The organism is Marinobacter nanhaiticus D15-8W (genome assembly GCF_036511935.1).
Taxonomy (GTDB): Bacteria; Pseudomonadota; Gammaproteobacteria; order Pseudomonadales; family Oleiphilaceae; genus Marinobacter_A; species Marinobacter_A nanhaiticus.
In genome coordinates this window covers 5,261,671-5,285,031 of record NZ_AP028878.1, presented here as the reverse complement: position 1 = coordinate 5,285,031, position 23,361 = coordinate 5,261,671, and the positions used below count along the sequence as shown (strand labels likewise).

The window sequence follows — 23,361 nt, the reverse complement described above, 5'->3', positions numbered from 1 at the left end:
TTTCCCGCAACGTCAGGATTCATCCTCGGCTTCACCCTCTGCCTCACTGACGCGTATCAGCTCGATATCCCCGTACCAGGCGGTCGCCGCTTCGCCGGTATTGTCCGAGTCGGACATGATGCCGATACCGATAATACGCGGCGGTGGTTCGCCGAAGGCGGTGCGATAATCCGACACCAGATCCCGTTCCACCGTCACCCACTGGCCTACCTTCTCACTACCACTGGTAACCGCGATCATACGGGTTTTCTCGGTGTAGGGATTGGGCACCATCGCCCCCAACGGTAGGCGGTTGGCCCAGATGTAGTTGATCGCATTCCCTGGCAGTTCGTTGCCGTAAAGTATTTCCACCGCCTTGCGCTTGGCCCGCTCGAAAAAACCGGCTTTCTCCGGCTGAAAACCGAAGGCCACGTAGATTCGGGCGGGATAGTCATCGCCGCTCTTCTGCCGAGCGTCTCCCTTGTCGTAGACGGTACTGACCTTCCAGCGCCAGCGCATCAGCAGCTTCTCTCCCGGTTCGATGGAAATACGGGCAATACGGCCAGAGGCGCTGTTGTCGGTGTCCGCCTGTATGACCTGGGTCTCGTCTTCCGTGATCAGGGCGTAGTCGGTGTGACGGTCGATATTGGGGAAATCCAGTGCCGACCAGCCATCGTCGAGGCTTGCCATGCTGGAAAACGGTTTGATGATATCGGCGGCGCCGGCCGGATTCGCGGCAAGGCCAATCAAGAGTGTCAATAAGAGGATGGAGGGCTTCATGCCCATTGGGAGGCTCCGTGGAATAATGGTCTGTCTATTTTCAGGCTTTGTATTTGATACGTCCAATGAGGCGGTATTATCCAGTCAAACGCCCTCAGGAACGAAAAGCTCGCATGGTCAGGCTACCACGGCTGCGCCGGTACCGGAGTGTACTGTTTTCAAATCACTCGAAATGTTGCATGGAAGGCCGATTGGCGCCAGAGGATCGCGATCCACAAGGCATGGGTGTTGACCAGCAGCGCGAGCACCCACTCGAAGGCATCCTCGAAGCGTTCATGGAACGCGTGGGCGATGGCATCGAGCACCACCGAAAAGAGACCTACAGCCAGGGTGACCTGACACAGGCGCAGCAGGTAGTTGCCTTGCAGCGACCAGCGGGGAACCGATTGCAGGCCAGCGCTCAGCAGTAGCTGGGCAATATAGGTGAGGGCGAAATACAGCACCACGCCAATGCGGCGAATCAGTTGGAACTCATCACCTCGGTGACCCAGTGCCAGGGTGTAGCTGGCCAGGGCCAGGCAGGCTACCAGGCCTAGCCAGGGCAGCCAGGCTATGCCTTTGCCGCCGGCGCCCAACTGCCGCAGCCATAGGAGGTTCAGCCACCAGAAGAACATGCCAAGCAAGGCTGCAGGCAGCATGGTTCCCTTGAAGATAAAATAGGACACACCGTGCCGACCGGTGCGGCTAATGCTGGTACAGCTCTCCCAATAGGGCACACACCAATCCACGTGTCCCTCGATGGCGGACATAAAATAGGTGGTGTGGATGGTCACAAGGGGAATCAGCGCCGCTGCCAGGGCCATCCACCAAAGCGGAATCACCGTGTTATCGGTGGTATTCGGTTGCATACGATCCGGATCGACTGTTGCTGCCTGTGCCTAGTATAGAAAGCTTTGCGATAATGCGATGCAGCTTGATAGCGACGGCTTGGATCGGGAGGTATCACAGGGTACTCTGCTGGAGAGTCGGTCGTTCAGGGAAAGAAGGAACCGCGCGAGAGGGACATCCATGCGACAGGTTATAGCGCTTTTAATGCTTTACGCAGCGATTGTGCTGCAGGCCCACGGAGCGGACAACGGCACTCTAGAGCTGGGCCGCACATTGACGGAGCAGTTCTACAGCGGTCAGACGGATATCCTGTGGCAGCGTTTCAATACGCCCATGCGCGACGCGATGACCAGCAAGGAAAACCTTGCCGGCTTCCAGCGGCAGGTTATCAACCAGCTCGGTGCGGAAAGCGAGGTGTTGTCCGAGTCTGTTTCACCCGTTAACCCGTACCAGGTCTACCTGCGTTCGGCGACATTCGAGCGTGGGCGCGGCCCCGTCATCGTCCAGTGGACCGTGACTGACGACCAGAAGGTGGCGGGCTTCTTCATCCGCCCAGCCAGCACGGCGCCGAGCCCTTACCTGGACTACCAGACCCAAGCTTCCCTGCAGCTACCGTTCGAGGGCGAGTGGATGGCCCTCTGGGGCGGACGCGAGATTGCGTCCAATTACCACGCCCGGGCTATCGATCAGCGTTTCGCCTATGACTTCGTGAAAACCCGGAACGGTTCGTCGTTTCATGGCGAGGGTACGTCCAACACGGACTACTATTGCTTCGGCCAGCCCATCCTTGCACCGGCCGCCGGTTCGGTCGTGGCCGTAGAAAATGATGTAGCCGATAACCGTCCGGGCATCATGAATCCGCTACGGCCTATGGGAAACCACATCATCCTCGACCACGGCAATCAAGAATATTCATTCCTGGCCCACTTCAAGCAGGATAGCGTCGAGGTCAACCAGGGAGAGCAGGTGGCGGCCGGGGACGTGCTGGGGCTGTGTGGCAACAGCGGCAACTCAAGCGAGCCTCACCTCCACTACCATCTGCAGAACACGCCGGAACCGTTCGCCGGCGAGGGTCTGCCGGCACAGTTCAATGACTATCTGGCCAATGGCGAGCTGGTGGAGCGGGGTGAGCCGGTCAAGGGGCAACGTATCCAGCCGGAGTAGAACCTTTTTCCCCCTTCTAGCCTTGCTCTCTGAGCCGGGCGAGTTTGAACGCGAGGGACTTTTTCACGGTCGGCCATTCGTGTTCGAGGATCGAGAACACCACGGTGTCTCGATAAGCACCGTCCGGTTCGATCTTGTGGTTACGCAGTACGCCATCCTGCTTGGCCCCCAGGCGGGCGATGGCGCGGCGAGAGGCCTCATTATGCCAGTGGGTACGGAACTCCACGGCAATGGTCTCGAGGCTCTCGAAAGCATGGGCCAGCAGGAGCTGCTTACACTCGGTATTTACGGTGGTGCGCTGGAAACGCTTGGCGTACCAGGTGTAACCGATCTCCAGACGCCGGTGATCGGGGTCGGCGTTGCAGTAGCGGGTCGAGCCGATGATCTCTCCGCTCGGGTTATGTACGACAACGAACGGCAGGGCGACGCCCTGGGCCTTCTCGGCCAACGCCGTCTCGATATAGCGGTCTACCGTGTCGGCGGAAGGTGCGCCGGTAAACCACAATTCCCAGAGGCCGTCTGTCGCGGCTTTGACCAGGGGATCCCGGTGGTCCGGGGAAAGGGGGATCAGGCTGGCGGATTCCCCAACCAGTTTTACCTCGTCAAGCCACTTACTCATACAGGCACGTCCTTATTCGTGGGAAGATAGCAGGCTAAGGTGTTTCCGTGACGTCCATACAGCGCACTAGAGCTCACAAGTGTGGCTTGATTCCGCCGTTATCCACAAGCTGTGGCGGTATGGCTTCTTGCTGCGTTGTTCCAATAACGGCGGGTTCAGATACTGGGAGTATGGTGTGCGGCTCTATCTGCTTTTTCTGTTAATGGCGACAGCCACGGTCCTGAGCCCGGGACCTGGCGTGGTGATGACGCTATCCAATGCACTGCGCTCCGGGCGTCGGGGTACGGTAGGCGGTATTCTCGGTATTGCCGCTGGTGCCCTGGTGGTCGCGGTGATTTCCGCGACCAGCCTCGGAGTCCTACTCGCCACGTCGGCCAAAGCATTCACCGTACTCAAGTTCGTCGGCGCAGCCTACCTGGTCTATTTGGGTATCCGCCTATGGCGGTCGCCGGCGCTGAACCTGTCGCTTGAGACCGATCAATCGGCGGACCGTTTTGGCCGGCGGTTTATCGAAGGCATCACCATCCAGCTTACCAATCCCAAGGTGGTGCTATTCTTCCTGTCGATCTTTCCCCAGTTTATCGATCCCACAGCCGCATACGGCGTACAGTTCGCGTTGCTTTCACTGACCTACGCCGGCATCGTGGTGGTTGTGCACCTGGTCTATGCGCTGTTTGCCAAGCGCGCACGGCGCTGGCTGGTGTCGGAGCGGGGTGGCCGGATCATGAACCGTACGGCGGGTACAACCTTCCTCTTCTTCGGGGGCGTGCTGGCGACGGCTCATCGTTGAAAATTGCGGGTTCTGGGACATTCCCGTGAGGAGGACAGCCCCGCCGACGGCCCGATAGATAGCGGATATCCACAGTACCGAACAATCGTCTTCCGGCAACTTCTTTGGTACGCTGCAATCCGTTCCTGCCTCGAAGGATGCCGCTTTCCCTGCGGCGACCCACTTCATACGACCTTTCAGAGGGCGGCGCCAACGTTACCTTGCGCGCCTGCAGTCGTTTTTTTCATGATATCCGCGGCGTGCATCCACGTTCAGGACGGGTATCACAAGAGAGTTAATCTATGAGTTTTGCGTCTCTCGGCCTGTCCGAATCGCTCGTTCGTGCCACCAAGGAAAAGGGGTACGACACACCGTCACCGATCCAGCTTCAGGCTATCCCGGCCGTGTTATCCGGCAAGGACGTCATGGCAGCGGCCCAAACCGGTACTGGCAAGACAGCTGGGTTTACACTGCCCCTGCTGCAACGTCTTGCGGAATTGCCTCGCCGCGGCAAAGGCGTGCGTGCGCTAATCCTCGCGCCAACCCGTGAGCTGGCGGCACAGGTGGGTGAAAGTGTTGCCCTCTACGGCAAACATCAATCCGTTCGTTCCGCCGTGGTCTTCGGCGGCGTCAAGATCAACCCGCAGATCCGCGCCCTGCGCCAGGGCGTCGATGTGTTGATCGCGACCCCGGGCCGTTTGCTGGACCTCCATCAGCAGGGCATGGTCAACTTCAGCGGCCTGGATATGCTGGTTCTGGATGAAGCCGACCGCATGCTGGACATGGGCTTTATCCGCGACATCCGCAAGATCCTGGCCCTGTTGCCGAAGCAGCGCCAGAACCTGATGTTCTCCGCCACCTTCTCGCCGGAAATCCGGAAGCTCGCCGAGGGCCTGTTGGATAACCCCGTTTCGGTGGAAGTTGCGCCTCGCAATACCACGGCCGAGGCCATCAAGCAGACTATCCATCCGGTCGACCAGAACCGCAAGTCTGCCCTGTTGAGCCAACTCGTTGCCGATAACAACTGGCAGCAGGTGCTGGTCTTTACCCGCACCAAGCATGGTGCCAATCGCCTGAGCCAGAAACTGGAGAAGGACGGTATCACCGCCGCCGCGATCCACGGCAACAAGTCCCAGAATGCCCGGACCCGGGCCCTGGCCGACTTCAAAGGGGGTGACATTCGCGTGCTGGTGGCTACGGACATCGCTGCGCGTGGTCTGGATATCAAGCAATTGCCCCAGGTCGTAAACTTCGAACTGCCCAACGTGGCGGAAGATTATGTACACCGCATTGGCCGGACCGGTCGGGCTGGTGAGAGCGGCCACGCCGTATCGCTGGTCAGTGCCGACGAAGGCAAACTGCTGGCGGGTATCGAACGGCTCATCAAGAAAGAGCTGCCGCGGGAGGTGATTGCCGGGTTTGAACCCAGCGTGGAGATTAGCGCCAAGGCCAAGCCCGAACAAAACCGGGGCCGTGGTAATGGTGGTGGCGGTCGAAATGGCAACAACGGTCGTCGTCAGGGTCGTCCTGGTGGCAATGCCCAGAGTCGCGGACGCTCCCAGGGCGCACGCTCGTCGGGTAACCGCCAAGGTGGCCAGGCGCGCCGTCAGGACTGACGGGCAGCGATCACCAGACGTACAAAGGCCGGGATCATCCCGGCCTTTTTCGTTTGGGCTGCTCGCAAATGCTCAGAAGCGGTAGCTCACGCCCAGCATGTAGACCATCGGGTCGATGTCGACATCGACCTTGCCTGTCGCCACTTTATTGCCGGCCCCATCATAGGCCTTGATGGTCGCTTCGGTATCGATGTCGGCGTACCAGACCGCAGCGTTGACACCAATATGGTCGGTGACCATGAAATCAACGCCCAGTTCAGCCGCCAGGCCAACGCTGTCATCGAGATCGATATCAGTCGATGCGGCGCCCAGCGCATTGGTCAGGGTTGAGGTGGTGTCTTCGTCGAAAAAGACGGTGTAGTTCACCCCGATACCGGCATAGGGCTGGATCTTGCTGCCGCTTTCCAGCGGGAAGTATTGGAGCGTGATGGTTGGCGGTAGGTGCTTGGTTTCCGCCAGCTTTCCGGTTCCGGCCAGGGCGTCTCCCGCGCCGTTGATGTCGTGGGAAAAGGGTGTTGCGCCCAGGATACCGACACCCAGGTGATCAGCGAACATATAGGTCGCGGTGATCCCCAATTGGGTATCGGAATCCACGCCGACTTCCGCGCCATCCAGCCTTACGCCTTCGACACGGAGGTCACCGCTGGATTCCTGTGGATCGACCAGCACCGGACCGGCGCGCAGGACAAAGTCGCCAGGTTCGTAAGCGTGGGCCAAGGGGGCTGCCAGCAGGGTGGCTGCCAGGACTGAAAGGGATACTTTGCGGGACATCGCAATCTCCTTGCTCTGAAAGTTGGAATGTCTCTCAGGTTAAGGAGTGCGCGCTGTCTGTTCTTGATCTGGCGCAAGAACTGCGACGCGGCGGGGGCCGGGAACACCCATTCCTTGATACAGCTCAATAGTTGCGAAGGTGACGGGTTTAGCTGGCCTTCGTCTTCGGCGTCCTAGCTTCGAGGTCCGGCATGAAGACATCGCGGATCGTCAGCGGCTTGCCTTTGGCACTTTGCACCTGCATCTGCTGGATGGGCTGGCGGGTTTCACGGTCACGTAGATCCAGGGGACCCTGTTCCGGGGAGGGATTCCACTTATCTCCCCACTGGCGTAGGGCGATGACCACCGGGAACAGGTCCCGGCCTTTTTCTGTCAGGCGATACTCATGACGTGAGCCATGTTCGCCCACCTCAACTTTGCGCAAGACTTCGTTGTCCACCAGCTTTGCCAGGCGATCGCACAGGATATTGCGGGCGATGCCCAATTCCTGCTGGAAGTCGACGAAACGGCGGGTGCCGTACATCGCCTGCAGCACGATCAGCAGGGACCACCAGTCCCCAACTTCATTCAGGGCGCGGGCAACGGAGCAATTGGAGTCATCAAAACGTTTTCTGGCCATGATTTCGAGTCTACCGAATAGGGTTGCATTTTAAAACCAGATTAAATAGGGTTTCATTATGAAACCAAATTTGGCCAGCTAGGTTAGAAAGTATGAATAGCCTGGCGGCCGTCGATTCTTCAGGAGATTTGCTCTAATGTCCGTAAACTTGGGACCGCTTTTCGAACCTTTCGAAATCAATGACCTGACCCTGCGCAACCGCGTTGCCATGGCGCCGATGACCCGCAATTTCTCTCCGGGTAACGTACCGGGCGACAACGTGGTGGACTACTATCGCCGCCGGGCAGAGGGCGGCGTGGGCCTGCTGATCACCGAAGGCACTACGGTCAACCACCCGGCTGCCAATGGCTATGAAAACGTTCCGTTCTTCCACGGTGACGACGCGCTGGCGGGCTGGAAGAAGGTTGTGGATGCGGTCCATGAGGCTGGCGGTGCCATCTTCCCCCAGCTGTGGCATGTCGGATCGGTACGTCGTGAAGGTATGGAGCCGGATCCTTCCGTTCCCGGGTACAGCCCGTCTGGCCTCTATGCGCCGGGTAAGCCGAACGGCAGGGCGATGACTAAGGAGGATATCGCCGACGTCGTCAACGCCTTCGCCGACGCCGCGCAGGATGCCAAGGCATTAGGCTTCGATGGTGTCGAAATCCACGGTGCTCACGGTTACATCATCGACCAGTTCTTCTGGGAAGGTACCAACCAGCGGGACGACGAGTATGGCGGCAGCATGGCCAACCGCCAGCGTTTCGCCATCGAGATCATCGAAGCTGTGCGTCAACGCGTCGGTCCCGATTTCCCCATCATGCTGCGTTTCTCCCAGTGGAAGATGCAGGACTACGACGCCAAGCTGGCCAAGACACCGGAAGAGCTGGAGCAATTCCTCAAGCCGCTGGTCGAGGCGGGTGTGGATATCTTCCATGCCTCCACCCGCCGCTTCTGGGAGCCGGAATTCGAAGGGTCCAACCTCAACCTGGCCGGCTGGACCCAGAAACTCTCCGGCAAGCCCACCATGTCCGTCGGCAGCGTCGGCCTGACCGAAGACTTCATCAGCGGCACCTTCGCCAGCAAGAAAGAGGCCGTGGAGCAGTCCGGCATCGACGAACTGGTCGAGCGCATGAACAACCACGAGTTCGAACTGATCGCCGTCGGCCGCGCCCTGCTGCAGGATCCAGAGTGGCTGGTGAAGGTTAAGGAAGGCCGCATTGGTGACGTGGAGCCGTTTGCCAAGAAGTCATTGGCGAAGCTTTACTAAGCTTACGCGTCCGGCGAACGTGGGCACGTTGACTTGCCCGAGTTCGCCGGGCATGCTTGATTGCTGTTTCAGCAACCCTTTCCGATCGGACGGAATAAATCGCATGTTTTCCTGCCACCTGCCGATGACCATTGCCCTGCGCCTAGCGAGTGCCGCTGCGTGGGCCCGTTTGTCATGCGCTGGGGCTGGAGACCGCGACTGCTGAATCAGAGCCGAATCTCCCAAAGACCGCAGCGCTTCTCGCCCTGCGGTCTTTTTCGTTGGGGCGGTGGTCTTCTGTCTTTAGGGGATGTTTCCTAAGGAATTCACTGGAGAAGGAACCCCATGCACGTCCCCGCAGCCTACCTGATCGTGGTCCTCGTCTGGTCCACCACGCCGCTCGGCATCGTCTGGAGCGGAGCGACCGTCCATCCCATCATGGCCGCGTGGTCCCGCATGGCGATTGCCGCGGTGCTTGGCTGGTTGCTGCTGCGTGCCATGCGCATTCCCCTATCATGGCGCGGCCCTCAACTGCGTGCATACGGTTACGCGCTCCTCGGTGTGTACGGCGCGTTGAGCTTGAGCTATGTTGCGGCGCAGACGGTGCCGTCGGGACTGATTTCCGTGCTCTACGGGTTGTCGCCACTTCTTTCAGCCGTGCTTGCGCAATGGCTGTTGCGGGAGCCGCCGTTGCCGGTTTACCGCTGGATCGCCTGCTTCATTGCGTTGGCGGGTTTGGGGGCGATTTTCCTGGATGATGTGGCGATTGGACGAGAAATTATTCCAGGTGTTCTGCTGATCCTCGTTGCGGTTCTGTTGTTCAGCTACAGCGCGGTGATGGTCAAGAAAACCGCATCACCGGCACACCCGCTGGCGCAGACTGTCGGCACCCTGTTGCTGAGCCAGCCGTTTTTCGCGGTGACGTGGCTCGTACTGGATGGGACGCTGCCTTCCATCGATTGGTCCTCCACCTCCCCCTGGGCCATCCTGTATCTGGCAATCTTCGGTTCGTTGTTGGGGTTCGTCAGTTATTACCATGTGTTGCGGCACCTGTCGGCCAGCACGGTCGCTCTAGTGACGCTAATAACGCCCGTATTTGCCCTATATCTTGGGCAGTGGCTCAACGGTGAGGTTATTTCTGCCGCATTGGCCTTTGGGAGCGGGCTGATTCTTACGGGATTGGGGCTGTTTTTCTTTGGGCACCGGCTGTTTGCGCGTCCGGCGCGTCGTTCGCGGGGCGTTACGGGTCCGTAATCGAAAGCGTCAGGTGAACCGGTATGATGGATGCAAATCCAACCTGGGAGACGTTGTTATGCAAAGCATGAAATCGCTGTTGGGTGCCGGTGTTCTGACGGCTGCGGTACTGGCGGCAGGCTGCGCGACGGTGGGTAAGGACTTCCCGACCCATAATGTGGACGAGATCAGGATTGACCAGACCACCCGTGCCGAGATCCAGCGGATGTTTGGCGAACCCTGGCGCACGGGTATGGAAGACGGCAAGCGGACCTGGACCTACGGAAAATACCGCTGGTCGGCGTTCAGCGATGCCGAGACGACGGACCTGGTGGTGCGCTTCAACGAAGACGGCACTGTCGATTCCTACGTCTACAACACCACCGGCGAGTAAGGCTGGTGCCCCGCCGAGCGGGTCAGTGCTGACTGACCCGCTCGGCAATCTCCTCCGGAGAGAGCCTTTCCACCAATGCCCCCCGAAACTGGCGGTTGATGAACCGCTCGGTTTCCAGCTGGATCCGCTCCCGCTGATCCACCTTCTCGATGTAATCCATGGCCCGGAACAGGATATAGCGGATGGTCATGTGCGAAATTTCATGGATCGTTGCTTCATCCAGACCGCTGACCAGTTTGCGCTCAATGATATCTTCCGCCATTTCCCGCGCGCTGGCGTTCAACTGGACTTCCAGAGCACGGCGCAGGATGGGGGAAGGACCATGCAACTCACGCACGGCGACGGTCGTGGCGGCGGGATTGCTGAGAAAGTAGCTGTAGACGAAGGCCACCGTGTCATGGGAGGCCTGATCCGAGCTTTCCGCCATGCGGCGCAACTCCCGTACGCCCGTCTTCATTTCCTCGGCGATATAGCCCAGGACCTGCAGGCCGAACTCGTCCAGATTGCGAAAGTGCCGATAGAAGGTATTGGGATTCAGCCCCGCTTCCCGCGCCAGTTCTCTCAGACCCAATGATGTCAGACTACGGCTCTGGGTAATCAGGCGCAGGGCCGCCTGTACCAGCTTCAATTTGCCTCCGGTCATCACGCTCATCAGGACGCCTTCTTGTCTGTGCGGGCCAAAGGCCGCTGTATGGCTCAGCAAAAGTATACAGGTGTCTACTTTAAGGTGTATACATCCGTCTACCGACGTAGACAACTGTATACACGAATCGCCAAAACCAACAGCTCAGATAACAACAGGCCTCTACAAACGGAGGCCGCAACGAGGTGGATGGATATGAACAACAACACGCCTATCGCGATTATCGGCACCGGCTTTGCCGGGCTGGGCATGGCTATCAAGCTGAAGGAGGCCGGCTACGAAGACTTCGTGATCCTGGAGCAGGGCAACGAGGTGGGCGGTACCTGGCGCGATAACCACTACCCCGGGTGTGCCTGTGACGTTCAGTCCGCGCTCTACTCTTTCTCATTTGAGCAGAACCCGAACTGGTCGCGGATGTACGCCCAACAGTCGGAGATCCTCGACTACCTGCGTCACTGTGCCGAAAAATACGACTTGATGCGGCATATTCGCTTCAACACCCATCTCGCCGCTGCGCACTATGATGAGCAGCACAACCGTTGGAGCCTGAAGACGGCGGACAGCTCGGCGCTGTGGACCTATATGCAGGAGAAGAACCTCAAGCCCGGCGACGCCCTGGATATCGATGATCCCGAATTGCCCGAGTTTGAGACCATGGAGGCCAACGTGCTGGTGTCCGGGATGGGCGGTCTGAGTACGCCGTCGTATCCGGCCATCAAAGGCCTGGATACGTTCAAGGGCAAGATGTTCCATTCCCAGGATTGGGATCATAGCTATGACCTGCAAGGCAAGCGGGTCGCCGTAATCGGTACCGGCGCGAGTGCCATCCAGTTCGTACCGGAGCTGGCGAAGGAAGCGGCCCGGGTCGACCTGTACCAGCGCACACCGCCGTGGGTCATGCCCAAGCCGGACCGGGAAATGAAGGGCTGGGAGAAGGCGCTGTTCCGGCGGGTGCCGGCGGCCCAATCTGCGCTGCGTAATTCCATCTACTGGCAGTTGGAATCCCGCGTTCTGGCCTTGGCGCTGAATCCACGGCTGATGAAGGTGGCGGAACTTGAAGCCCGCCGCCATATCCGCAAGCAGATCCCCGATAAGACTCTGCGCAAAAAAGTCACGCCAGACTACACCATCGGCTGCAAGCGCATTCTGCTGTCCAACAACTACTATCCGGCCCTGGCGCAGGACCATGTGGACGTGCGCACCGACGGCATCCGGGAAGTGACGGCCAAGGGCGTTGTGGATAAGAACGGCGTGGAGCGGGAAGTGGACGTCATCGTCTTCGGCACCGGTTTCAAGGCCCAGGAGCCGATCGCGCCGCGGATGATCTTCGGCCGTAATGGACAGGATCTGCTCGACGCCTGGAAGCAGGGCGCCGAGGCCTACAAGGGCACCACCGTCCACGGCTTCCCCAATTTCTTCATGCTGGTCGGTCCCAACACGGGCCTCGGGCACAGTTCGATGGTCTACATGATCGAGTCCCAGATCCAGTACGTGATGGATGCCCTGGCTCAGATGAAACAGGAAGGCTGGGAAGCGGTCGAGGTCAAGGAACGGGCCCAGACCAAATACAACGCAATGCTCCAGTCCAAGTCCGGTGGCTCAGTGTGGGAGAGCGGCTGCAACAGTTGGTACGTGAACGAGCACGGCAAGAACACCGCGCTCTGGCCCAGCTTCACCTGGGCGTTCCGGCAGCAGACGAGCCGGTTCGATGCGCAGCAGTATCGGTGTGAGACATCGGCGACCTTGCGGGCGGTGGCCGGGGAGCCGGTGCCGGCTTGATGTGATTTTAGAGACGGATAGCGTCGAGCTATCGGAAAAGTGTAGCCGACGCTTCAGCTTCGGAGGGCCCGTCAGGGCCCAGGGCTATATCGGCGAGCCTACGGCTCGCTCGGAAGCTGAAGCATCCGCTACATGCTCGGGGTGATCGCTTCAACTCACGACACCAACGTCCCACCGTCCACCGCCAGGCACTGCCCGGTGATATGCCGTCCGGCTTCGGAGGCCAGCAACACCGCCGCCCCTTTCAGGTCTTCGTCGCCGCCAAACCGGTTCAGCGGAATACGCTCCAGCATGGTGTCGCCCTGGGCATCGAGCAGCCCCTGGGACATCTTGGAGGGGAAGAAGCCCGGGCACAGGGCGTTCACGTTGATGTTGTGATGACCCCATTCGGCAGCCAGTGCACGAGTGAAGTTCACGACGGCGCCCTTGCTGGTGTTGTAGGCGATGGTCTTCATGGCTTCCGGGTTGCCGGAAAGGCCGGCGATGGAGGCGATGTTGATCACCTTGCCGGTCTTGCGCGGGATAAAGCATTTCTTCGCCACCGTCTGGGTGAGGAAGAAAACGGCGTTGACGTTGAGGTTCATCACCTTCATCCAGCCTTCCGCCGGGTAGTCCTCGGCGGGCGCGCCCCAGGTGGCACCGGCGTTGTTGACCAGAATGTCGATCTCGCCGAGCCCTTCGGCGATCTTGTCCACAACTGCCGGGATGCCTTCCAGGTCCGACATGTCCGCGGCCAGGGTCATCACCTCGATACCCTGGTCTTTCAGGTGCTTTTCTGCCTCATCGAGCTCATGCTGCTTGCGGGCGGTGAGGGCCACCTTGGCGCCCATTTCCCCCAGGGCTTCGGCCATCTGCAGGCCCAGCCCACGGGAGCCGCCGGTGATCAGCGCGACTTTTCCGGTGAGATCGAGAAGTTGTTTTACGCTCATGCTGTCGTTCCTTGCCTTGTTTTTAGGCGCTCTTGAGCAGCCCATCGCTGACCTGTGCCAAATGGTGGTCGGTGTCGCCGAACAGCAGGTTGATCAGGGTCAGGCGCTTGAACAGGTGCGCAGCGAACATCTCTTCGGTCACACCCATACCACCATGTAACTGAACCGCTTGCTGGCCGACGTAACGCGCCGACTGGCCGACCAGTGTCTTGGCCATGGAAATCGCCTCACGTCGCTTGGCCCTGTCATCGGAATCCGCTTCGCTGGCCGCCAGGATGGCCATGGATTTGGCCTGTTCCGCGGCGATGAACATATCCGCCATGCGGTGCTGCAGCACCTGGAACTTGCCGATGGGTACGCCGAACTGCTTGCGGGTCTTGATGTACTCAAGCGTGGTCTCGTTCAACGCTTCCATCGCGCCGACCGCTTCCGCGCAGAGGGCGGCGATGCCCAGATCGACCATTTTCTCGATAGCCGGCGCGGCATCGCCGATTTCGCCGATCACTGCGCCGGCCTTGACCCGCACATTATCCAGGTGAACTTCGGCAGTACGGAGGCCGTCATGGGTTGCGAAGTCTTGTAGCGTAAGGCCTGGCGCCGTCCGATCCACGAGGAAGAGCGACAAACCCGCCGCGTCACCCACCTTACCGTCGGTCCGGGCCGAAACAATCAGTTGATCCGCCTGCGCCCCGTGAATGACGGCGGTCTTGCGGCCGCTGAGGAGAAAGCCGTCGCCGTCCTTCATCGCTGCGGTCTTTACGTGGGTGAGGTTGTAGCGGGCGCCCGGTTCGCTGTGAGCGAGAGCCAGGAAGTGCTCACCGGCGGCGATCTTCGGCAGGATCTCGGCCTTCTGTGCCTCGGAACCGGCATCACGGATCAGACCGCCGCCCAGCACGACCGTCGCGAGGTAGGGCTCGACCACCAGTGCCCGGCCGAAACAGTCCATCACCAGCATCGTATCGATCGCGTTGCCGCCCAGCCCGTCGTAGTCCTCGGGGAAGGTAAAGCCCAGCAGACCCATTTCGGCGAAAGCGTTCCAGGTCGTGCGATCCAGGCCCTCGCCGGATTCGATGATCTTCCCGCGCTTGTCGAAGCCATACTCGTTGGCCAGGAAGCGGCGCAGGGAATCCTGCAGCATCTGCTGCTCTTCGGTCAGGTTGAAGTTCATAACGCGCTCCTTACAGGCCCAGAACCATTTGGGCGATGATATTGCGCTGGATCTCGTTGGACCCGCCGAAGATCGACAACTTGCGCATGTTGAAGTAATCGCCGGCGGCCGGCGTGGCGTCGAGAGAGCCAACCCGCGCCCCGGCGTAGTCCAGTTCCAGGGCTTGCGGGATGTGGGCGATGGCGTCCTGACCGGTGGCTTCCATCAGCAGTTCGAACAGCCCCTGGCCGATCTCGGTGCCCTTGATCTTGAGGATCGACGCCTGCGGCCCGGGGCCTTTTTCGTTGGTCAGTACCCGCAACACTGTTAGTTCCAGCGCTCGCAACTCGGTATCCAACTGCGCCAGACGGTCTCGGAAGCGGGTGTTCTCGATCAGCGGGCGTTCGCCGTCGCGCTCTTCCCGGGCGACTTCCTTCAGCCGACGCATCAGCGCCTTCCACTGGCCGACGTTGGCCAGGCCGGTGCGCTCGTGGCCGAGCAGGAACTTGGCGTAGGTCCAGCCCTGATTTTCCTCGCCGACCCGGTTTTCCACCGGCACCTTGACATTGTCGAAGTAGACTTCGTTAATCTCGTGTTCACCGTCGAGCATGATGATTGGGCGCACGTCGATGCCCGGTGTGTTCATGTCGATCAACAGGAAGGAGATGCCCTGCTGGGGCTTGCCTTCACTGCTGGTGCGCACCAGGCAGAAGATCCAGTCCGCGTGCTGGCCCAGGGTGGTCCAGGTTTTCTGGCCGTTGACCACGTAGTGATCGCCCTCGAGCACGGCCTTGGTCTTCAGCGAGGCGAGATCGGAACCGGAGCCCGGCTCGGAATAACCCTGGCACCACCAGTCCTCGCCGCTGAGGATGCCCGGCAGGAAGCGCTCTTTCTGGGCCTCGTTGCCAAAGGTCATGATGACCGGTGCCACCATGCGTAGACCGAAGTCCAACTGACGCGGGGCGCCGGCCAGGGCACATTCCTCTTCGAAGATCAGTTGCTCGATCGGGCTCCAGCCCGGCCCGCCGTATTCCTTCGGCCAGGTGGATGCGCCCCAGCCTTGATCGAACAGGATCTTCTGCCAGCGCTGGGTCATGGCCTTGTCCGGCCGCAGGCGTTTCTTGACGCGCTGGCGGATGTCGTCGGGCAGGTTGTCCTGCAGGAACTGGCGTACTTCGGCGCGGAAGGCCTCCTGCTCGGGAGTGTAGTTCAGGTCCATGGCAAACCTCGTTGTGCGATGTAGATAGCCGGTCTAGCGATCATGCGGTTCTGTTGTAGCCGACGCTTCAGCTTCGGAGCAGGCGTCAGCCTGGCGAGGTCGATCCGGGGGACTGGCGTCCCCTCCGAAGCTAAAGCGTCGGCTACACAAGCGTTGAAGCTCGGCGTTAGCCTGCCAAATCAGGCCACTTCAAACAGGCCGGCGGCGCCCATACCGGTGCCGACACACATGGTGACCACCACGTATTTGGCGCCACGGCGCTTGCCTTCGATCAACGCATGGCCGGTCAGGCGCGAGCCGGTGGTGCCGTAGGGGTGACCCACCGCGATGGCGCCGCCGTTCACGTTCAGGCGATCCTGGGGAATGCCCAGCTTGTCGCGGCAGTAGAGCACCTGCACCGCGAAGGCTTCGTTCAGCTCCCACAGGTCGATATCGTCGACGCTCAGGCCGTGGCGCTTGAGCAACTTGGGTACGGCGAAAACAGGGCCGATGCCCATCTCGTCCGGCTCGCAGCCGGCGACCGCGAAGCCGCGGAAGATACCCAGCGGTTCGATATTGCGCTGTTCGGCCAGCTTGCCGTCCATCAGTACGCAAGCGGAGGCGCCATCGGAGAACTGGCTGGCGTTACCTGCCGTCACCACGCCACCCGGAACCGCAGAGCGGATCGTCTTCACACCCTCGAGGTTGGTATCCGGGCGAATGCCTTCGTCCTGGCTCACGGTGACTTCCTTGGTGCTCAGTTGGCCGGTGGCCTTGTCCGCCACGCCCATAGTGGTGGTAATCGGCACAATTTCGTCGTCGAACTTGCCTTCCTCTCGGGCCTTGGCGGCAAGCTGTTGGGAGCGCACACCATACTCGTCCATGTCTTCTTTCCGAATGCCGTAGCGCTGGGCCACGGTTTCGGCGGTCTGCAGCATGGACCAGTAGAGTTCCGGCTTGTGCTTGGCCAGCCAGGGTTCCATGAAGTAGTTCTGGTTGACGTTGGCCTGGACGGTGGAGATGGATTCCACGCCGCCAGCAACCATGACCGGCACCTTGTCCACAGCGATATGCTGGGCCGCCATGGCGATGGCCTGCAGGCCGGACGAGCAGAAACGGTTGATGGTGGCGCCGCCCACGGAGACGGGGAGCCCGGCGCGGATCGCGCCCATGCGCGCGACATCGTTGCCGGTGGAACCTTCGGGCAGGGCACAGCCCATCAGCACGTCTTCGATTTCGTTGGGGTCGACCTTCGAGCGCTCGACCGCGTGCTGGATGGCGTGCCCGGCGAGAGTCGCGCCGTGGGTCATGTTCAGCCCGCCGCGCCAGGACTTGGCCAGCGGGGTACGGGCGGTGGATACGATGACGACATCATTGGACATAACAATTCTCCTGTTGGCGGACCTGCCCGCAGGCAGCCCCGCTTATGTTCTGTGACCGGATACCCGAGTTATTTGGAACGCTCATCGAAACGCTTGCCCTCGCCGGCGCAGCGCGCCAGCAGCGGGGCCGGTTCCCAGAAGCCCGGTTGTGTATGCGTGTCGGTAAAGGCTTCCATGGCGCGGACCACGTTGGGCAGGCCCACTTCCTCGGCGTAGTGCATGGGGCCGCCCCGGAAGATCGGGAAGCCGTAACCGGTCAGGTACACCATGTCGATATCGGAGGCGCGCTGGGCGATGCCTTCGTCCAGCAGGCGCGCGCCCTCGTTGACCAGGGCATAGACGCAGCGCTCGACGATTTCCTGGTTGCTGATCTTGCGCGGGGTGATGCCCAGTTCGGCACGCACCTCATCGACCACCCTGTCTACTTCCGGATCATGCAGGGCGTTGCGGTTGCCCGGCTCGTAACGGTAGAAGCCGGCGCCGGTCTTCTGGCCGTAGCGGCCCATCTCGCACAGGCGGTCGGCCACGACCATCTTCGTCATATCCGGGTTTTCTGCGTACAGACGCTTGCGGATGGCCCAGCCGATGTCGCCGCCAGCCAGGTCCGCCATGCGCAGCGGGCCCATGGCAAAGCCGAACTTCTCGATGGCCTTGTCGATCTGCTGCACAGTGGCGCCTTCTTCCAGCATCAGGATGGCTTCACGCTGGTACTGGTTGATCATGCGGTTGCCGATAAAGCCGTCGCAGACACCGGAGACTACCGCGGTTTTCTTGATGGTCTTGGCCAGCTTCATGGCGGTGGCCAGCACGTCCTTGGCGGTCTTGTCGCCGCGCACCACTTCCAGCAGCTTCATGATGTTGGCCGGGCTGAAGAAGTGCAGGCCTATCACATCTTCCGGGCGCTTGGTGAAGCTGGCGATTTTGTTGACGTCCAGGGTGGAGGTGTTGGAAGCGAGAATCGCACCTGGCTTGCAGGTGGCGTCCAGCGATTCGAAAACGGACTGCTTGACGCCCATTTCCTCGAATACCGCCTCAATGACCAGATCGGCGTCTTTCAGGTCGTCATAGGACAGGCTGGGGGTGAGCAGGTCCATGCAGGCTTTCGCCTTGTCTTCGCTCATCTTGCCTTTCTTGACCCGCCCCTCGTAGACCTTCTGGATGGCGGCGACGCCACGGTCCAGGCCTTCCTGTTTCATCTCTACCAGGGTCACTGGGATGCCGGCGTTGAGGAAGTTGATGCTGATGCCGGTGCCCATGGTGCCGCCGCCGATCACGCCCACCTGCCTGATCTCACGGGTCGGGGTATCGCTGGGCACGTCCGCAATCTTGCTGGTCAGGCGCTCGGCGAAGAAGGCGTGGCGCAGGGCCTTGGATTCCGGGGTTTGCAGGAGAGTGGAGAAAGCGTCGCGCTCGACCTTCATGCCCTCGTCAAACGGCTTGGTGACGGCCGCCTGTACGGCATCGACACACTTCAGCGGTGCGGGGTAGTTCTTGGCCACGGCGCCCACCGTGTTGCGGGCGAACATGAAGAAGCCTTCTGGATTCTCGTGCTTCGCTTTCAGGTCGCGTACGCGCTTGAGGGGCAGGTTCTCGCTGACCACTTTTTTGGCATAGGCCAGTGCGCCGTCCAGCAGGTCACCGTCGACGATCTCGTCGAATAGCGGACTGCCCTGGAACTGCTTGGCTGGCAGCGCCGCGCCAGAGACGATCATGTTCAACGCATGCTCGACACCAATCACGCGCGGCAGACGCTGCGTACCGCCAGCGCCCGGAAGGATGCCCAGTTTCACTTCTGGCAGGGAGATCTGCGCATCCGGCTTGGCGACACGGTAGTGGCAGCCCAGCGCCAGTTCCAGACCGCCGCCCATGCAGGCGCCGCTGATGGCCGCAATGACCGGCTTCTTCGCGGTATCCAGGTAGTTGATCACGGTGGTAAGGATCGGCTCGGCCAGCATCTTGTCGGTGCCGAACTCGCTGATGTCGGCGCCGCCGGAGAAGGCCCGGTCGGACCCGATCAGCACGACCGCCTTGATCGCGTCGTCGCCTTCGGCGGTCTTGATGCCGTCGACAATGCCCTGGCGCAAGGCGAGGCCCAGGCCGTTGACCGGCGGATTATCCAGGCGGATGACGGCAATCTCGCCGTTCACGTCGTAGTGCGCGGTGCTCATTCGAGGTGCTCCTTGTTGGCACGCGGGGTGAAGCGAACTGCTGGCGCGACCCCGGCTATGGATCGAGGAATCGTGCTGGAGTGGTTTGAAAAAGACTCCATACACTGGTGTATTGTTTTTCCGTACACTAATGTATGTTGCGGAGGTGGTCAACGCTTTGACCGCATCATGTAGAATCCAGCGTCCACGTTTTAACATTGGTTCAATGACAGGATCAGCAACCAGCATGAATGAGGCGAAACCCCAGGCCAGGCGCCGCTCACGTACGTCCGACAAGGTGCAATTGACCCGGGATAACTGGTTGGACGCGGCCGCCGGGGAGATCGCTGCAGGCGGTTTCGGCCATCTCCGGGTGCTGACCCTGTCCAAGAAGTTGGGTGTCACCCGGGGCAGCTTCTACTGGCATTTTCGCGATCACGAAGATCTGGTGGTGAGCTTTCTCGATCGTTGGCGCGATCGTCGATTGCATGAACTACGGTATTGGAAACCCGAGGGCGAAAATACGGCGGAAGAACTGCGCCAGATCCTGGAACTGTTGCTGACGGATGCGGCGCGCAACGTGCGGCGCTTGCAGGTGGAGCTGGCGGTGCGGGATTTCGCCCGTCGAGACGCCTATGCAGCCAAGATCGTGGCCGAGGTGGACGAGGCGCGGATCAGCCAGAACTGCATCCTGTTCCAGCACATCAGCAAGGACCCGCAGCGGACCCGTGACCTGTCGCTACTGCTCTATGTGGCGACCATCGGTTCCCAGGTGGTCCTGACCGGCCGTAGCGACGATGACAATGCCATCGGCCGGATTGAGGATCTGATGGCGCGGGTGGTGATGGGCTTCAAGGAAGACCGCTGAGTATCCACCTTGGATGCGCTATTCCCCACCCGGTTCAGGTTTGGCCTCCGGACCGGCCAGCTCCCGCTGGGAACCGCCCGGCTCCCAGTCCCCGTCGACTGGGCCGATCAAACCGTAGCTTTCGTAACCTTCGATCACCTGCGTAAGCCTGGCGGGCGGATCTGACAGGTACTGATTGAACGCTTCGATAACCTCGGGGTGCTTCATGGAGGCCAGGTGGTAACGGCTGCGTTCGATGTTCATGAGCTCCGCCGCCGGGACCAATGTGCCCCTGGGGTCCATCTGCTCCAGGTGATATCGCGCTACCGGCAACGCCAGATTGATCATGTCCACCCGGCCTCGCAGGGCCATGCGTATGAGGTTTTCCGGCGTGCGCGCGGTTTCGACCCGAAGCCGCCCTGCATCGATGTCGCCGGCAAACTTCCAGGGGGTAAAGCCATGGATGGTGCCGAGCTCGCGCATTTGCCCGGGACGAAGATCCTGCTTCTCTTCGGGCACCAGGATGGCATCTTCGAAATAGACCAGGGGTTGCGAGTAGTGGATGCGTTTGCCGGCCTTGGCGATGTGGTTCCATTGCGGATGGGCGGGGAGGATGAAGTCGAGCTGGCCGCCAAGGAATTCGGCGGCGCCCCGCCGGATCGGACGCGGGCGGTAATCGAAGTGGATGCCTTGCTGCTGGGCGAAGGCATCCAACACATCCCGCAGGTAGCCGTCGTAGTCGCCACCGTCGGATGACGTGCGGTAGAGAGGATAGTAGTCGATATCCTGAACCGAGACGGTATAGACCGTTTGAGCCCGCAGGCCCGGACTCAACAGGATGAGCAGCCATAGGAAGAACCCGATGGCCAGCGCCTTGATGGCGATAGAAGGGTTCGGGAGAGTGGGCGAGGCGGTCTTGCGTGCAATCATTACTTCTCTTGGGGTTTGGCTCTATGGTCGGCGTGCTTGCCCACCAGGTCGATGACCATGACGTGATGGACGTATTCGCCAGACTCCATTTGGCTGGCGATTCCTGTCCTACTGTTCGGTAACCTGGCCGCTGGGATGATTGTGGTAGCGTTCAACGCTGAGAATGCAATTGAGGATGTACGGCTAATGAATCAACCCGTTCGACTATTGATGTTCGCGCCCGTCGGCGTTCAGGCTGGAAGCGCTCATCGCGATGGCCTGCCTCCGGGACTGCAAAAGAAAGTGGAGCGGGGTGAATCCCTGCCGCCCGGATGGGAAAAGAAACTCCATCGTGGCGATCGTTTCCCGGCCGACTATTACCGTTACGGAGTAATTGATCGGGTTGATGATCGATATGATCGTATTCGTCTTGAGGACAGAATTTACGTAGTGATTCGTAATACGCGGGAGATTGTGGATATTCTCCGGAACTGATTCTATTCCCGGACGGTAGAAGCCGGGCAAGCGCCCGGCTTCGTGGTCGTACCTCGGTGATCACGTTCAGCGCGTCACCTGCAGGTTGTCGATATACAGCCGCGTCGCCGGCTCCGGCCCTATTACGTGAAGGCGCAGTTGAGTGACCGGCCCATCCGGGTTGATGCTAAAGCTGGCCTCGATCCTCTGCCAGGCATGGGTAGCGATGGCTTGGCCGCCAAGCTGTTGCCAGTGGGCGCCAGCATCATCGACGTAGTAGGCCCAGAGTTGCGCGTTATCCGAGCTCAGTGCTGAATTGCGCAGGAACACATCCACGCTGGCCTGGTAGGTCTGGCCGGCGTCGAGCACGCCATGGACATCGAAACCGGGACCCGAATACCAGCTGTTGCGATTCGCCGACAGCAAGCCGTAGTTACCAGCCTGGGCGGTACGGGAATAGTAGAGCCCGGTGCCGAAGTAGGCGCCCCAGCCGGTGGCGCCGTTCTCAAAGCCTTCGTCCACCAGTAATGTGGGTTCCTCGGTTTCAGGCGCACCCACGTTGACCAGCTTAACCTCATCCACATAGAAATCGACGCCCGCCTCGGGGCCGTAGATCAGCAGCTGGGCATTATCCAACGAAGCATCGCCCTCCAGCGTGAAGGTCTGGTCGTAGGTGCTCAGTTCGCTGTTGCTGAATGACGCTTCCGGCAGGTACTGGTAGCGGGTGCCTTCGCTGTCGCTGAGCTGGATCGCGGCGCGGATGCTGTCCCGCTCGCTGCCGGAGGCGATACCCAGCTTTGCGGTCAGGCGGTATTGCTGGCCGCCTTCGACGACATCGGTAATATCCTGCGCCGGGCCGCCGTAGAACTGGGAGCGGTCGGTCACGCGCAGCACGTAGTCTCGTCCGCAGTCGGCGGTAAGGGCGCTTTGCTGCAGGGATGCGGCGTTGGCAAAGGCGTCCCAGGCGGACAGGCTGTTGAAGTCGCCTTCTTCCAGCAGGTTATCGTCCAGCTCCGGCTTGTTGCAGATGGGCAGGTCGCCGCCATCATCGCCGCCGCCGTCGTCGGGATTGACGGTAGGCACGAAACCGGCCACCTGGCTCGCCACCACCCGCAAATTGGCCACCGAATCCGCACCATCAGGCTGGTCGCGGTCGACGCCGCAGAGTTGGCCTTCGCACTTGCGCTGCTGTGGACTGGAGAACTGCTGCACCTGGTTGCGGGTACCGTAGGCCTGGGGGTAGGCCATGATGGTACTGAACAGACCGTTCACGCCGTGGCCCCGGGCCCAGGGGTAGATACCGCCTTCCGACTGCTGGACGTAGGAATGCCCCAGGCTCATGTTATGGCCCAGCTCATGGCTGAAGGTGCTATAGCCGCAATCGATGCCCACCAGGCTGAAGCCCAGGCTCGGTGCGTTGCTGTAGAACTCGCCGGTACCGGGCTGGCCCGGCGGTACGTAGGCGATGCCGCACACGTAGCCACCGCTGACCGGCTCGCGCAGGTTGAGCAGGGTCACCAGGTCGGCGCCATACTGCTGGCGCAATTGCGCCACGGTGCCGTTATTGCGGAAGGCTCCAAGGTTGTCGCCGTTGACGTAGGTGTAGGGCAGGTCGACATTCTCAGCGCCGACCAGACGCAGTTGCATGTCCACTTCACTGTTCTGGTACGCCTGGTTGGTGTACTCGATATACGAAGCAATTCGGGCATTGATATCGCTACCGTTGCTGGTCTGCGTGGCGTCGTCGATGTAGAGCACGAGAATGTCGACGGTTTCCGTCGCCTGCGCGCTCAGCGCCAGGCATGTCGCGCCTATACTTGCCAGCCAGGGTGTCATCCTTTTCATGGTTTTTCCTTCCTTGCGGTTCAGTTTGGTTTCAACAGGTACAGTCGTACCTTCGAACGCT

At 60.6% G+C, this 23,361-nt stretch carries 22 protein-coding genes; 9 read left to right on the top strand and 13 right to left on the bottom strand.

Annotated features, from left to right (window positions below):
• Positions 1-12: 12 nt before the first annotated feature.
• Both RE428_RS23805 and RE428_RS23800 read right to left on the bottom strand, forming a co-directional pair.
• The gene (locus tag RE428_RS23805; RefSeq protein WP_004579655.1) at positions 13-765 is read right to left on the bottom strand and encodes a DUF3047 domain-containing protein; all 753 of its coding nucleotides are present in this window, start codon (positions 763-765) and stop codon (positions 13-15) included.
• A gap of 152 nt (positions 766-917) precedes the next feature.
• A complete protein-coding gene (locus RE428_RS23800) occupies positions 918-1,607 on the bottom strand; it encodes a Frag1/DRAM/Sfk1 family protein (protein ID WP_004579656.1) in 690 nt (229 codons plus the stop codon).
• Between the two features lie 160 nt (positions 1,608-1,767).
• Here RE428_RS23800 and RE428_RS23795 point away from each other — a divergent pair, with 160 nt between their 5' ends.
• Complete coding sequence (locus RE428_RS23795; RefSeq protein WP_040882335.1) at positions 1,768-2,751, top strand: M23 family metallopeptidase; 984 nt, start codon at positions 1,768-1,770, stop codon at positions 2,749-2,751.
• A 16-nt stretch (positions 2,752-2,767) separates the two neighbouring features.
• Here RE428_RS23795 and RE428_RS23790 read toward each other — a convergent pair whose 3' ends face one another.
• The gene (locus RE428_RS23790) at positions 2,768-3,370 is read right to left on the bottom strand and encodes a GNAT family N-acetyltransferase (protein WP_004579658.1); all 603 of its coding nucleotides are present in this window, start codon (positions 3,368-3,370) and stop codon (positions 2,768-2,770) included.
• Positions 3,371-3,545: 175 nt separating this feature from the next.
• Here RE428_RS23790 and RE428_RS23785 point away from each other — a divergent pair, with 175 nt between their 5' ends.
• Positions 3,546-4,160 (top strand): LysE family translocator, encoded by a 615-nt coding sequence (locus tag RE428_RS23785; RefSeq protein ID WP_115840282.1) that lies wholly within the window; start codon positions 3,546-3,548, stop codon positions 4,158-4,160.
• Between the two features lie 281 nt (positions 4,161-4,441).
• Positions 4,442-5,755 (top strand): DEAD/DEAH box helicase, encoded by a 1,314-nt coding sequence (locus RE428_RS23780; RefSeq protein ID WP_004579660.1) that lies wholly within the window; start codon positions 4,442-4,444, stop codon positions 5,753-5,755.
• A gap of 72 nt (positions 5,756-5,827) precedes the next feature.
• On the opposite strand, the gene RE428_RS23775 is transcribed toward RE428_RS23780, so the two are convergent.
• Both RE428_RS23775 and RE428_RS23770 read right to left on the bottom strand, forming a co-directional pair.
• Positions 5,828-6,526 carry an OmpW/AlkL family protein gene (locus tag RE428_RS23775; protein WP_004579661.1) on the bottom strand — a complete coding sequence of 233 codons (699 nt, stop codon included), beginning with the start codon at positions 6,524-6,526 and terminating at the stop codon, positions 5,828-5,830.
• A gap of 148 nt (positions 6,527-6,674) precedes the next feature.
• The gene (locus tag RE428_RS23770; protein ID WP_004579662.1) at positions 6,675-7,145 is read right to left on the bottom strand and encodes a winged helix-turn-helix transcriptional regulator; all 471 of its coding nucleotides are present in this window, start codon (positions 7,143-7,145) and stop codon (positions 6,675-6,677) included.
• Between the two features lie 136 nt (positions 7,146-7,281).
• Between RE428_RS23770 and RE428_RS23765 the strand changes: the two genes are divergently transcribed.
• From RE428_RS23765 to bamE, 3 genes are all read left to right on the top strand, one after another.
• Positions 7,282-8,394 (top strand): NADH:flavin oxidoreductase, encoded by a 1,113-nt coding sequence (locus tag RE428_RS23765; protein WP_004579663.1) that lies wholly within the window; start codon positions 7,282-7,284, stop codon positions 8,392-8,394.
• Between the two features lie 324 nt (positions 8,395-8,718).
• Complete coding sequence (locus RE428_RS23760) at positions 8,719-9,627, top strand: DMT family transporter (RefSeq protein ID WP_004579664.1); 909 nt, start codon at positions 8,719-8,721, stop codon at positions 9,625-9,627.
• Between the two features lie 58 nt (positions 9,628-9,685).
• Positions 9,686-10,000: an outer membrane protein assembly factor BamE domain-containing protein gene (gene bamE, locus RE428_RS23755; RefSeq protein WP_004579665.1), complete on the top strand. Its 315-nt coding sequence runs from the start codon at positions 9,686-9,688 to the stop codon at positions 9,998-10,000.
• Between the two features lie 22 nt (positions 10,001-10,022).
• Here the strand turns inward: bamE and RE428_RS23750 are convergent, their stop codons facing one another.
• Positions 10,023-10,652 carry a TetR family transcriptional regulator gene (locus RE428_RS23750; protein ID WP_004579666.1) on the bottom strand — a complete coding sequence of 210 codons (630 nt, stop codon included), beginning with the start codon at positions 10,650-10,652 and terminating at the stop codon, positions 10,023-10,025.
• A gap of 186 nt (positions 10,653-10,838) precedes the next feature.
• On the opposite strand from RE428_RS23750, the gene RE428_RS23745 reads away from it, so the two are divergent.
• On the top strand, positions 10,839-12,422 hold the full coding sequence (locus tag RE428_RS23745) for a flavin-containing monooxygenase (RefSeq protein WP_040882982.1): 1,584 nt from the start codon (positions 10,839-10,841) through the stop codon (positions 12,420-12,422).
• Between the two features lie 155 nt (positions 12,423-12,577).
• Here RE428_RS23745 and RE428_RS23740 read toward each other — a convergent pair whose 3' ends face one another.
• The 5 genes from RE428_RS23740 to RE428_RS23720 form a co-directional block, all read right to left on the bottom strand.
• Positions 12,578-13,351 carry an SDR family oxidoreductase gene (locus RE428_RS23740; RefSeq protein WP_004579668.1) on the bottom strand — a complete coding sequence of 258 codons (774 nt, stop codon included), beginning with the start codon at positions 13,349-13,351 and terminating at the stop codon, positions 12,578-12,580.
• 22 nt (positions 13,352-13,373) lie between these two features.
• A complete protein-coding gene (locus tag RE428_RS23735) occupies positions 13,374-14,519 on the bottom strand; it encodes an acyl-CoA dehydrogenase family protein (protein WP_004579669.1) in 1,146 nt (381 codons plus the stop codon).
• Between the two features lie 10 nt (positions 14,520-14,529).
• Entirely contained in the window at positions 14,530-15,717 is a 1,188-nt protein-coding gene (locus RE428_RS23730) for an acyl-CoA dehydrogenase family protein (RefSeq protein ID WP_004579670.1), read from the bottom strand.
• Between the two features lie 179 nt (positions 15,718-15,896).
• Positions 15,897-17,078: an acetyl-CoA C-acyltransferase gene (locus tag RE428_RS23725; RefSeq protein WP_004579671.1), complete on the bottom strand. Its 1,182-nt coding sequence runs from the start codon at positions 17,076-17,078 to the stop codon at positions 15,897-15,899.
• A 68-nt stretch (positions 17,079-17,146) separates the two neighbouring features.
• A complete protein-coding gene (locus RE428_RS23720; protein WP_004579672.1) occupies positions 17,147-19,246 on the bottom strand; it encodes a 3-hydroxyacyl-CoA dehydrogenase NAD-binding domain-containing protein in 2,100 nt (699 codons plus the stop codon).
• Between the two features lie 226 nt (positions 19,247-19,472).
• On the opposite strand from RE428_RS23720, the gene RE428_RS23715 reads away from it, so the two are divergent.
• Complete coding sequence (locus tag RE428_RS23715) at positions 19,473-20,093, top strand: TetR/AcrR family transcriptional regulator (RefSeq protein ID WP_004579673.1); 621 nt, start codon at positions 19,473-19,475, stop codon at positions 20,091-20,093.
• 18 nt (positions 20,094-20,111) lie between these two features.
• Here the strand turns inward: RE428_RS23715 and RE428_RS23710 are convergent, their stop codons facing one another.
• Positions 20,112-21,002 (bottom strand): substrate-binding periplasmic protein, encoded by an 891-nt coding sequence (locus RE428_RS23710; RefSeq protein WP_004579674.1) that lies wholly within the window; start codon positions 21,000-21,002, stop codon positions 20,112-20,114.
• 186 nt (positions 21,003-21,188) lie between these two features.
• Here RE428_RS23710 and RE428_RS23705 point away from each other — a divergent pair, with 186 nt between their 5' ends.
• Positions 21,189-21,476, top strand: a complete 288-nt coding sequence (locus RE428_RS23705; RefSeq protein ID WP_004579675.1) for a hypothetical protein — start codon at positions 21,189-21,191, stop codon at positions 21,474-21,476.
• A 66-nt stretch (positions 21,477-21,542) separates the two neighbouring features.
• Here the strand turns inward: RE428_RS23705 and mep72 are convergent, their stop codons facing one another.
• Positions 21,543-23,300 (bottom strand): biofilm-associated metzincin protease Mep72, encoded by a 1,758-nt coding sequence (gene mep72, locus RE428_RS23700; protein ID WP_040882984.1) that lies wholly within the window; start codon positions 23,298-23,300, stop codon positions 21,543-21,545.
• Between the last annotated feature and the right edge of the window lie 61 nt (positions 23,301-23,361).